Here is a 12248-nt window from a genome sequence, read left to right on the forward strand (position 1 = left end):
CTTTAGATTTTCAGCTTTTAATTCATCCAACCCCTACTCAAAACTATCGAGCAATTCACGTACTTCATCTGTGGTCTCCGTGCTCATTAGCTGGTTTCGAAGCTCACTTGCTCCGCGAAAACCACGAACATAGATTTTAAAGAAGCGGCGTAAAGGTTTGAACGGACGCGGCTCCAATTTGGCATATTTATCATGGAGATCAAGGTGCAATCGCAAAAGCTCAAGTAACTCCTCACTAGTATGCTCTTTCTTCTCCATTTCAAATGCATATGGATTATGGAAAATCCCTCGTCCAATCATGACTCCATCGACTCCATATTTATCCACGAGTTCCAAGCCCTTTTGTCGATCAGGGATATCTCCATTGATCGTTAACAACGTATGTGGTGCGATTTCATCACGAAGCTTTTTTATTTCGGGAATGAGCTCCCAATGTGCGTCGACATCGCTCATTTCTTTCTTTGTGCGCAGGTGAATGGAAAGGTTGACGATATCCTGCTCCAATAAGTGTTTCAACCACTCATGCCACTCATCCACATTGGTGTATCCTAGTCTTGTCTTCACACTTACAGGTAGCCCCCCTGCTTTAGCTGCCTGGATAATATCTGCAGCTACATCCGGCCGACGGATCAGTCCGCTTCCCTTCCCTTTTGCTGCGACATTGTGTACGGGGCAGCCCATATTAATGTCAATTCCTTTAAAGCCTTGTTCAGCCATTCCAATACTCATCTCTCGGAAATTTTCAGGCTTGTCTCCCCAAATATGTGCGACCATCGGCTGCTCGTCTTCTGTATATGTGAGACGACCACGAACACTAGAGATACCTTCCGGATGACAAAAGCTTTCTGTGTTTGTAAATTCAGTGAAGAATACATCTGGTCTCGCTGCCTCACTCACGACATGGCGAAAAACCACGTGTGTTACATCTTCCATTGGTGCCAATATAAAAAACGGCCGAGGTAAGTCGTGCCAAAAATTATCTTTCATTTTCAAAATTCCTTTCCTAACAGACAAAAAGGTCACCCTCATGCCAAAAATAAAAAGCAAAGTTAGCTTTGCCTCTTATAGTTATACCAAACTTTTTGGGTTTCTGTCACCCCCTGCTATATATGTTTCAAAACAAACATGTTTAGTTTCCTGTTCTTAATGGTAGGTTAATTTTACGCAAATAAATTATTTCATCCAATTCCTATTATTTTTTGACTACAAATACAATGTTGTAAGTGACTATCCTTTCCTGTTTGCAAATGCTTTCTAAAAAAATCTCCCTAATACTAAAAACCAAATCATTGACTTTGTGAAATAATTAACATATAATCATATTATACTCTAATTAGAGTACTTTATAAAAAGCACTCTAATTAAATGCATTTTCACTATAGAAAGGAAATAATGAATGAAATTCACGCAGTTTTTAAAACAAAAGGGTCCTATTGGCGCAATCTTTATGGGGGTATTCTATGCTGTTGCTATGCTGGGAATTTTCTTACCTGGTTATACAGCAATCCCTGGTAACATCGATAAATTACCAATTGCTATCATTAATGATGATGCAGGCGAATATGGTGCAAAGATTGCTGATCAATTGGAAGAAAGCTTACCTTTTAAAGAAATTGAAACAAATGTAACAAATAAACAAGCTTTAAAAGAGTTAGAGAAAAATGATTTGGCGCTCGTTGTACACATTCCTGAGACGTTCTCTGCAGATATGCAAAAAGGAGAAGTTTCCTCGAGTATTGATTTCACAATGAACGAAGCTGGCGCAACGACGGTCTCCTCCACGATGAATTCTGTTGTTAAACAAATTAATGATCAGCTAAGCAGCCAGTTTTCACAGCAAACAGCACAAGGTGTGTTGATGGATGTCCATGTACCTGAGGAGCAAGCTGCAGCATTAGCTAAGAAAATAGATACAGCCTATGTCGGAAATGTAGTAGCTATTAATGAAATGCCAGAGGGCATGAATAATAACATGCTGCCAATGTTCTTAAGTATGGCTGGTTATGTTGGTGCAATGATTGGTGCGATGCAATTGGTCGGTGCCTTTAAAGCAAACCGAAATAAAGCAAGCAGAAGACGATTATTTACGTATATGCAAGTAACTGCATTACTCATTGCAGTCGTTTCTTCCGCCCTTGCTGCAGTTATCGCATTTTTGGTTAATGATCCAGGTAGTAATGCTCTTTTCAATCTAATGGGTCAACAAATTATAAACTATATGGTATTCTTTAATTTCACGGCAATCTTTATGTTTTTATTAGGAGACTTTGGTATGATCGTAAATCTGCCAATTCTTTTCATACAAACATTGGCAAACGGTTCGGTTATCCCTCGAGAAATGATGCATTTGCCGTATGAGTGGGCAAGCTACATTTCGCCAATGTATTATTCGGTACAGGCCTATTTCGCAAATCTGTACGGCAGCATCAGTGCAAGTCCGTTCATTTGGTCTTTACTAGCCGTTGGAGCCGCTGCGCTGATAATTAATATTGTGCTCGTTGCGTTTGTTCACAAACCAGTCGCTGAAGAAGTAGTAGAAACTGCCTCAAAAGCGGAAAAGGCACCAACCAGCAGAGAAGTAACCGTCTAAATTGCTAAGAATAGCTTCCATCGTGAAGGAGAAGTGGACATGTCTATCCAAGTTTTTATATTGAGCAAATTAATGGAAGGCAACAACTACCCTTATAAAGTAAAAAAAGAGCTTTCCGAGTTTATTCCCTTAGATAAACTGACCAGATTGACAGAGAGTAAATTGTATTATCATTTTGAATCACTAACAAAGCATGGTTATATTGAAGTGGTAGAAGTTATTAAAGAAGAGCATCGTCCAGATAAGCAGGTTTTTGCTATCACGGATAAAGGACGCAAGGAATTCCCCCAAAAAATATATAAGCTATTTGAAAAAGGGGATTCCATCCGTGATTTCTTACCTGGTTTAGAGAATATTAAGTATGTAGACCGCAGTAAAATTGTAGAGATACTGGAAAGAAAAATAGATGGTATTCACGCAGATTGGGAAAAAACAAAAGACTTCGGCAAGCGGGTAAAAGGGGATCACAATAATGAAACCATTATTCATTTCGTCCGCGACTACTTTTCAACAAGAACAGAACACACCCTTCATTGGATGGAAGAATTAGTTAACCTGATTAAAGAAGAGAAAATTTAGTTTCTAATTTGACTGTCAAAAAACCTTGCTTCTTTCTGAACTACTAGTACGAACATTTGCCTTGCTGAAGACCTTGTGAGGGGAATAACTTCTAGTTATAAGGCTAGGACTTCCTCTCCTTCAGAAACTGGTGATTGCTAATCCAGTAATATAAGTTATCCATTCGTTCTAAAATTTTCTTGTATTCTAAGAATAAAAAAAGTTATCAGATATGAGATCTGATAACTTTTTTTGGTTCTCCCTATTTTTCACTTCTGCTTCCCCCATTAGATGGATAAAACGATTTTAATTCCGGACGGATCAAAAGTGATATACGTACCATTTACTTCAGTGATATCGACACCTAATTTTTTTATATTCGTTACTACTTTCATCAGCTCTTCCTCACTCCCTAAAACAAGCGTGAAGTGTTCCAGACCAACACTATTGGTTGGAGGAGGGGGTGCACCTTCTCCATTCCAAGTATTGACACCGATATGATGATGGTACTTCCCCGATGAAAGAAATAATGCTTGTCTACCAAATCGGTTTACTACCTCAAAACCAAGACCATTGACATAAAAGGCTTCGGTCTTTTTGAGTTCAGAAACATGCAAATGAATATGCCCCATTATTGTTTCTTTAGGCATTGCTTTCCATTTTTCTGGAGTCACATGTGTTAATAACTGGTCAAAGTTTAACGGATCCACTGCCATCGCTACTTCACCTTGCTCCCAACGCCATTCCGAAGGGCTACGGTCAATATAAATTTCAATCTCGTTTCCATCTGGATCATGTAGATAGATAGCTTCACTTACAAGGTGATCTGAAGCCCCAAAGCGAATATTGTTTTCGGTCAAATGAACTACTATATTGGCCAAATCTGCTTTTGTTGGTAAAAGAATAGCGAAATGATACAAACCAGTTGTTCTTCCTTGTTTTGGTATAATATCTTCTGGTTGTACAAGTGATAAAATACTGGTTTTACCATCTGTGGTAAGCTTTACTTCTCTTTTCTTTTTTTCTAATATGCCGAACCCAAGTACGTCCCGGTAGAAATTTATAGCGCGTTCTAGTTTTTCCACTTTAATTTTCACATGTCCTACAAATTGAATTGGTTTCGTATGAAAGTTCATCCTATATCCCCCTCGTTAAAATAATATATTTATCGATATACAGTGCTTACTATTTAAATTTTACTTACTTTATGTAACTAAGTTTATTTTTATTATCTAGTTTTGTCAAGTTACTTGTTTTATTTTAGATATCGGTATATGGTACAATACTAGTAAGAGAGGTGTAAATATTTAATGAAACAACAAGCTATTTGCCCAAAATTTGAAAAAGCTATCTCTTTACTTAGTCGGAGATGGACAGCTCTTGTTATTTACCAACTATTATTGGGAACGCAACGATTTAATGAAATTCAATCAGCAATAGGGATAAGTGGAAAAGTCTTATCCGAACGATTAAAAGAATTAGAGCAGCAAGGAATTGTTATACGTGAGGTTATTCCTGCCACGCCTGTAGTTATTGAATATTCGTTAACAGAAAAAGGGCAGTCCATGGAACCTATTTTGCATTCCATTGAAAGCTGGTCTCAGCAGTGGATGAGAACTGAGCTTGATTGAAATCCAATGAGTAAGAGGATAAAATCTTGTAAACTAGCCAAACTTTAAAGTAAAAGTATATGAAAAGCAGTGAAACTAACTAAGAGACAGACTGGCGCATAGCTCCCTTCTGTCTCTTACTATTTAAACTTATTCGTATCCAGCACTATTTCTTGATATAACTCTTGCTTCAGTGGATGATAGACATTACGAGCGTTAAATCGAGCCCCAATGTCCGACATGGCGAAGGTGAGAGACATTAAGACCGCTATATCGTGCCCCAATGTCCGTCATAGCCTGGATGATAGACATTAAGAGCGCTATATCGTGCCCCAATGTCCGTCATAGCCTGGATGATAGACATTAAGAGCGTTAAATCGAGCAGCAATGTCCGTCATAGCCTGGATGATAGACATTAAGAGCGCTATATCGCGCCCCAATGTCCGTCATGGCACAAATGATAGACATTAAGAGCTCAAAAGCCTAGCATAACTTACAAAAAGCGAAGAGCCTGGAGGAAATTACCTCCAGGTCTCATTTCTTCTACCATCTGTTATTCCGTATCCTGCACTTCTTCCTTCAATCGATATAGCTCTTGCTTCAACTCTTTTACCACTTCTTCGTATGACTTATCATAATAAACGTTTGTCATCTCATATGGATCTTTTTTCAGATCATATAATTCCCACTCCGGCTCTCTGTATTCATCAACCGCATCCGCAGCTCCCAATGCTTCACCATAATAATAAATTAATTTATAGTCATGTGTGCGAATTCCGTAATGTGCACCTACTTTATGCTCCTTACTTAAGTGCTCCCAGTAGCGATAATACATGGAAGTCTGCCAATCAGCAGGCGTATCTTCCTCTAATACCGGTCTAAGGCTTCTCCCCTGCATAAAATCAGGAACAGGAACTCCTGCATAATCGAGAAACGTCTCTGCAAAGTCTACATTTAGCGCAAAGTCCTTTGTCGTAGAGCCTGGGCGAATTGCTTTAGGGTAACGAATGATGAATGGCATGCGGAGCGACTCTTCATACATGAAGCGTTTATCATACCAGCCGTGATCCCCTAGGAAAAATCCCTGATCAGAGGTGTAAATCACAATTGTATTTTCTGCGAGTCCTTCATCCTCCAAAAAGTCCAACACTCTGCCAACATTATCATCGATAGAAGCAACACAGCGCAGGTAATCCTTTATATATCTTTGATAATACCAGCTTTTCAATTCTTTATCTGAAAGTCCTTCCGGCGGATCTGCTTTTACATCACGTTTCATTAAATCACGGTCAATGCGCATAGTAGCTTCCTTTGCTGCCTCCGCTTTACCCTCATAGTCATCATGGAAGCTGTATGGCTCAGGAATATCAATGTCTTCATACATATGTTTATGCTTCTCATCCGGTTCCCACGGGCGATGTGGTGCTTTATGATGATACATGAGCATAAACGGTTTTTCTTTATCCCTATTCTTCATCCAATCAAGGGAGAGATCTGTTATCACATCTGTCACATATCCCTTGGCCACCTTTTCTTCTCCCATTTCAATCATGGCAGGGTCATGATAATCTCCTTGGCCAGGCAACACATTCCAATAATCAAAGTCAGCTGGATCATGGTGACCGCCATGGCCAAGATGCCATTTTCCAATTAATGCTGTCTGGTAGCCATTTTCCTTTAACAGTCGCTGGACAGTTGTTTGTCTGCTGTCAAATTGGTCACCAAGTGTTTTCACCCCATTTTTGTGATTATACTGTCCGGTAAGTATTGCAGCACGACTGGGGGCACAAATGGAATTTGTACAAAAGCAGTTGTCAAAGCGCATCCCTTCATTTGCTATTCTATCCAAATTCGGTGTTTCATTAATCGCACTTCCATAACAACTCATGGCATGGGAAGCATGGTCATCACTCATCATAAAAATAATATTTGGCTGTTCGTTTGGCATAAATCATTCTCCTTTTCTCATTCAAATAGATGTGTCAGATTTAGATTTTTTATTGTCTTGGTTATTTCTTTCGTTCGTGAAGCGCCTAATTTTTTAAGTAACGTATTAATTTGAGATTTAATTGTTGCCATCTCAACACCTCTTATTTCTGCGATTTTCTTAACCTTATTATTGTCTAGCAGAAGACGAATCAGCTCTCGTTCTGTTTTCGTTAAGTTGGATAAATTATTTACAAAGAAGAGCAGACTTTTTTCGGATTCCTGCAGCCGTTTATATTCTTGTAAAACCAGTTCCTTGACCCTGCCCTCCAGCACGGTTTTTCCTTCATAAGCATCGCGGATCCGACTAACTATTTTTTCTTCTGGAGCTCCTTTTACGATATAATCGACGGCCCCCGTTCCCATTGCGGTGAGGATCATTTCCTTCGTCTCATGTGCGGTAAGGTAAATAATTTTCTCCTCTTTATTTTTGTCACGGATGGCTTCAGCTGCCCGGATCCCTGCATAGACGCTTTCCATTTCAATATCCATTAAAATGATGTCATGCTCCACACTGTCGGCAAGCTTCATTATTTCCGGACCATTGCCAGCGGCTCCCATAACTGCCATATCGTTCTGTGTCGAAATGGTCTCGACAAGGTCTTCTCTTAATAGGGCAAAATCCTCTGCAATGATCACTTTTATCTTTTCTTTCACATGCAACACTTCCATTTACTTGAATTTCGGCAGAAATAGAAAGAATGTCGTTCCTTCTCCTTCTTTACTTTCAAAGCGCAGGATACCTAAATGTTCTTTGATAATGGTATGCACGTAATGAAGGCCCATCCCCCAATTGAAGTTAGAGTTTTTTGTGGAGTAGAATGGTTCCATAATTTTTTTGGTATCTGTTTTCTTAATTCCAGTACCGACATCCCGTATTTCAATAACAGTATATTGCCTCGTATTATAACTTCTGAGAAAAATCCCTGGGCTATCGTTCAGATTTTTATGCTCAACTGCCTCTTGGGCATTTGTAAGCAGGTTGTAGATTGCTTCACTGAGAAGTGGTGCATCAGCAAGGATTTCCGCTTCATCTGTAAGCGTTAGTTGCACTTTTTTTTCAGGGTATTTATTGTGAAACTTATCCATGGAATGAGAGACGACCTCCGCAATGGTTACTGGCACGAGATGGACCGTTTGTGCTTTTACGGATTGATACAGCTCCTCCACTCGCTCGAGCATCATATTATTTCGTTCCTCCAGCTGATTCGTATAATCTTTTATAGTTGTTGGATCTATGCCCCGATCCATCTCCCCATTCATTCTTTTAAAAATCACTCTGTTAGCAAGAAGTTGATTTTTTATACTATGAACAAAGACGGTTGCTCCTGCACTGGCCGCTTTATAATTCCGCTGAATTTTTATTTCCTCTTTGTCTGTATCAAACATTTCCTTTGTATATTTCAGCAATCCAGCAAACCCGACTACCGCTAGTGTAATATTAATAATTACAAGTGTGAGGTAAGCTGGAACAGAAAGAACCGCATCCATATAGTAGATTCCATTCCCCCAATAATAAAATTGATAGATTTGGATCGGATTTTGCCCAAAATAAAGCAGATAGAGAAAGGTAATGGAAAAGATAAATAAAATGATAACCATAAACCTGCTTTGGAAAATCCTGATTTGGATGGAAACCGCTTCCACAATTAATAAAAGAAATGCCAGAATAACGTAGATAAGTACCCAGATTAATGAAAAGTCACTTACCAGCTCGTTATAGCCACCCGTAGGACTTGTATACATATGGAAAATATCCGGATGATACAATACTAAAGAGAGAAGTGGCGGAAGAAACGCCAGCTTAACCACCCATTTATTCCTCTTTATAAATGCCAGCTCGGAGTAATGCATAGCGAGCAATAGTAAAAAAAGCGGGAATATGTAACGCCCAATAGCAACCATATAGCCTAATGTATCAAGGGTTATATAGAAATACTGTGCATAGGATTTTATGACTGGATTGAAGAAATAGAAATCCTGCAGCTTCTCGGATATCCCACCCTTCTTCGCAATGTAAAGCATAATGCCGATCAATAATACAGCAAGGCTTGAACACATACCAAAAATATAAAAAGTTTCCTTATTTCTTTTGACAAGTAATACAAGAATGGAAATGAGAATTAGAAAAAGCATGAGTATAATGAGCATGGTAATCACCTGTTATCAATTCATACAGACCCATTTCTTAGAAACAGGCCTGTATGGTTGGAATATATTCATTTTAACCCATTCTTTTAATATTGCGTATTATTCAGCAGCTTTTTTCATATTTTCCAACATGAGATATTCACTCACATCCACTTTATCTTCCTCTGTAAGACGGCCAGATTCTATAAAGTTTTCCTGTTGTGTTTGATAGTACTGTTCGATGGTTCCGTCTTCAAGCATTGTCAGAATTTCCTCTGGTTTCTTCCAGTCTCCGTCACCTGTTTGGGCAAGGACAGCATCCTCCTCAACGGCACTTTGTTTCGCTACCCATTTTGCAACCTCTTCCGGATTGTCAATATGATACTCCATACCTGCATATAATCCCTTTGTGAATTTCTCAATTGTTTCTTTGTTTTCCTCTGCATAAGAAGGAGAAACTACCCAAGATGCAATAGATGGGAATTGCTCTGCATATCTCGCATTATTTGTAAGCATTTCTGCCTTGTCACCCATTTCTTCCTTAATCGTGTTCGTATTTGGAGACCATGTAGCAACAGCATCTACGCCACCTGACACCATTGCAGTTACAATAGCTGAAGCATCCATATCAACAAGCGTTACATCATCTTTAGAAATCCCTGCCTCTTGAAGAGTCAAATCAAGAATAGTTTCACTTGATGTACCTGTAGCAACACCAATCTCTTTACCTTTTAAATCCTCAATGGTTTTTACACCTTTTTCGGTATTTCCAATTACTTCATCCGCATTTCCTAAATGAGAGAATGCGAAGATTTTTGCTTGCCCTTGGATTGGTAAAACATGGGCGCCTGGTCCAATATAACCTGCATCAATACTACCGGATTCCAATGCGGCAATGATCGTTGGACCATCTGCAAATTCAACAAGCTCCACTTCCAGCCCTTGCTCCTCAAAGCTACCTGTTTCTATACCGGCTACAACAGAGTTCATGCTTGCATAGTTTGGCATATATCCTACTTTAAATGTTTCTGTCTTTTTTCCATCTGATTTTCCTTGTGCCGAATCTGACTCGGAGTCTGACCCACAACCAATTAACAAGACTGCAAGAATTGCTACCACTAAAAAGATGTAAATTTTTTTCATTTCCTTCTCCCCTATCTATATGATTATTTCCTTACTGCCAAATATTCTTGATAAACCTGACCCCATACGTAGTTTTTCACATCAAGGAATTCCTGTGTCATCCTTGTTTCCTGATTTCGAGGGTACGATATTTTCACATCAACAACTTCTTTGATTCTTCCAGGTCTAGCACTCATGATGACGACTTTTTGGCCTAGTAAAATTGCCTCTTCCACATCATGGGTAATAAAAAAGCATGTCTTCTGTTCACTATCCCAAGTATGTAGCAATTCCTCCTGGAGTTGGGTACGCGTTTGCGCATCCAAGGCACCAAATGGTTCATCCATTAAGAGTACACTCGGGTTCGCCGCATAGGCTCTGGCAATGGCCACTCGTTGCTTCATTCCCCCTGAAAGCTCTTTTGGATAATGATTAACAAAATCCTGTAAATCAACTAGCTTAATATATTTGTTTGCTATTTCATCCGCTTTTTTCCCCTTAATTCCTTGCAGATTCAATCCGAATTGTACGTTACCCTTCACAGTCAGCCAAGGGAATAACGCATATTGCTGAAACACGACCCCTCTTTCGGTGCCAGTTCCGGTGATCTCCTTCCCGTCACAACGAACGACTCCACTCGTTGGCTTTTCCAATCCGGCAATAATATTTAAAAGTGTTGATTTACCACAGCCGGAGGGCCCGACAACGGTTACAAATTCATTTTCATGGATATCAAGATCCACGCCATTTAATGCAACAACCTCCCCATTTCGGGAATCAAACACCTTTTTCACCTGGTCAATCTTCACTTTTACACGTCTCGTTTCTCCTGCCATCCGGTTAACCTCCTCTCAAGCAATTTAACTAACCTTTCAAAAATAAGTCCGATAATCCCAATGATAATGATGTAGAGTAACATTGGAGAGGACTCGAATGTATTGCTTAATGCACGGATTCGCATACCAAGACCCGCTTGGGCACCGGTTGATTCAGCAGCAATCAAAGAAGTGAGCCCTACTGCAGTACCTAACCGAATAGCTGTAATGATAAATGGCAGTGATGCTGGTGCAACTACCTTCATGAAAATATCCCTGTCTCTGGCTCCTAACACTTTTGCTGCTTTAATCAGGGTTGGATCAATATTTTTAATCCCCTGGTAAATGGTTATTGACATAATTAAAAATGTAGCAATCGTAATAACAATAATTTGTGGTGTACGACCAACACCTGCTGAAATAACTACTAGTGGCACATACGCCAAAGGTGGGATATTCCGGATAAATTGGATCCATGGCTCAATGATAAAACGAACCGGTTTATACCATGCCATCACAATTGCAACAGGCAGAGATAAAATAAAACCAATGGAGAAACCGGAAGTAACTGAAATTAAACTACTTATAATATCCTTCCAAAATACACCCCGCTGCATCATGGTCCCGATGGATTCGGTAACCAAAAATATATTTGGGAAGCTGCGGGAAGTCGATGGAATTAATGAAAGAATCGTCCAAAATAAGAGAGCTGCAAGCAATGATAATGCCAACCAACCACCATTTGGTATCCTTTCCACCAATCTAGGCTTCACCTTTTTCCCTCCTGCAGCCTCATTCATAACTGTATGCGTTTTCATAAGTGACCCCCACATTTAATTTATTGATCTCATCGTATCACGGCGGGTGAATTCTGATAAGTTTGATTTTTTTTACAACCTTTTTGGGGAGGGATTGGGTGGAGGTGAGTTATTTGATGCGGTTTTCTCATTTGGGTGTGGCTGCCTCTCATATTTGGGGCGGCTCTCTCATTTGAGTGCGGTTGCGTCTCATATTTGGCGCGGCTCTCTCATTTGGATGCGGCTGCCTCTCATATTTGGGGCGGTTCTCTCATTTGAGTGCGGCTGCCTCTCATATTTGGGGCGGTTTTCTCATTTGAGTGCGCATGCGTCTCATATTTGGCGCGGCTCTCTCATTTGAGTGCGGCTGCCTCTCATATTTGGTGAGGTTCTCTCATTTGGGTGCGGATGCGTCTCATATTTGGTGTGACTCTCTCATTTGAATGAGATCGCCCCGTATTATAATCTTTAATGTGAATGGCCTTTTATAAAATTAAATGATAGACATTTAGAGCACTAAATCGAGCGGCAATGTCCATCATGGCATCGATGATAGACATTAAGACCGCAAAATTGAGCGGCAATGTCCGTCATGGCATCGATGATAGACATTAAGACCGCAAAATCGAGTCCCAATGTC

The 12248-nt window shown here is 39.8% G+C and carries 11 protein-coding genes; 3 read left to right on the forward strand and 8 right to left on the reverse strand.

From position 1 onward, the window contains the following. Window positions 1-33: 33 nt before the first annotated feature. Window positions 34-987, reverse strand: a complete 954-nt coding sequence (locus BME96_RS15515) for a tRNA dihydrouridine synthase (protein WP_019375922.1) — start codon at window positions 985-987, stop codon at window positions 34-36. A 409-nt stretch (window positions 988-1396) separates the two neighbouring features. Between BME96_RS15515 and BME96_RS15520 the strand changes: the two genes are divergently transcribed. Both BME96_RS15520 and BME96_RS15525 read left to right on the forward strand, forming a co-directional pair. Further along, complete coding sequence (locus BME96_RS15520) at window positions 1397-2590, forward strand: YhgE/Pip domain-containing protein (RefSeq protein WP_071649516.1); 1194 nt, start codon at window positions 1397-1399, stop codon at window positions 2588-2590. Between the two features lie 39 nt (window positions 2591-2629). Next, a complete protein-coding gene (locus BME96_RS15525; protein WP_060679866.1) occupies window positions 2630-3169 on the forward strand; it encodes a PadR family transcriptional regulator in 540 nt (179 codons plus the stop codon). Between the two features lie 266 nt (window positions 3170-3435). Here the strand turns inward: BME96_RS15525 and BME96_RS15530 are convergent, their stop codons facing one another. Beyond that, on the reverse strand, window positions 3436-4284 hold the full coding sequence (locus BME96_RS15530) for a VOC family protein (protein WP_071649517.1): 849 nt from the start codon (window positions 4282-4284) through the stop codon (window positions 3436-3438). Between the two features lie 174 nt (window positions 4285-4458). On the opposite strand from BME96_RS15530, the gene BME96_RS15535 reads away from it, so the two are divergent. Beyond that, window positions 4459-4779 carry a winged helix-turn-helix transcriptional regulator gene (locus tag BME96_RS15535; protein ID WP_019375918.1) on the forward strand — a complete coding sequence of 107 codons (321 nt, stop codon included), beginning with the start codon at window positions 4459-4461 and terminating at the stop codon, window positions 4777-4779. A 532-nt stretch (window positions 4780-5311) separates the two neighbouring features. Here the strand turns inward: BME96_RS15535 and BME96_RS15540 are convergent. The 6 genes from BME96_RS15540 to BME96_RS15565 form a co-directional block, all read right to left on the reverse strand. Then, window positions 5312-6706 carry a sulfatase family protein gene (locus BME96_RS15540; protein WP_071649518.1) on the reverse strand — a complete coding sequence of 465 codons (1395 nt, stop codon included), beginning with the start codon at window positions 6704-6706 and terminating at the stop codon, window positions 5312-5314. Window positions 6707-6723: 17 nt separating this feature from the next. Then, window positions 6724-7401 (reverse strand): response regulator transcription factor, encoded by a 678-nt coding sequence (locus BME96_RS15545; protein ID WP_019375916.1) that lies wholly within the window; start codon window positions 7399-7401, stop codon window positions 6724-6726. A 15-nt stretch (window positions 7402-7416) separates the two neighbouring features. Next, window positions 7417-8895, reverse strand: a complete 1479-nt coding sequence (locus tag BME96_RS15550) for a sensor histidine kinase (RefSeq protein ID WP_071649519.1) — start codon at window positions 8893-8895, stop codon at window positions 7417-7419. Window positions 8896-8994: 99 nt separating this feature from the next. After that, window positions 8995-10017 carry an ABC transporter substrate-binding protein gene (locus BME96_RS15555; protein ID WP_071649520.1) on the reverse strand — a complete coding sequence of 341 codons (1023 nt, stop codon included), beginning with the start codon at window positions 10015-10017 and terminating at the stop codon, window positions 8995-8997. Between the two features lie 23 nt (window positions 10018-10040). Further along, window positions 10041-10832: an ABC transporter ATP-binding protein gene (locus BME96_RS15560; RefSeq protein ID WP_060681975.1), complete on the reverse strand. Its 792-nt coding sequence runs from the start codon at window positions 10830-10832 to the stop codon at window positions 10041-10043. Beyond that, on the reverse strand, window positions 10808-11629 hold the full coding sequence (locus BME96_RS15565) for an ABC transporter permease (protein WP_197035831.1): 822 nt from the start codon (window positions 11627-11629) through the stop codon (window positions 10808-10810). The genes BME96_RS15560 and BME96_RS15565 overlap by 25 nt, the downstream gene beginning before the upstream one ends. Window positions 11630-12248: the final 619 nt, after the last annotated feature.

It is taken from the genome of Virgibacillus halodenitrificans, from assembly GCF_001878675.1.
GTDB lineage: Bacteria > Bacillota > Bacilli > Bacillales > Amphibacillaceae > Virgibacillus_Q > Virgibacillus_Q halodenitrificans.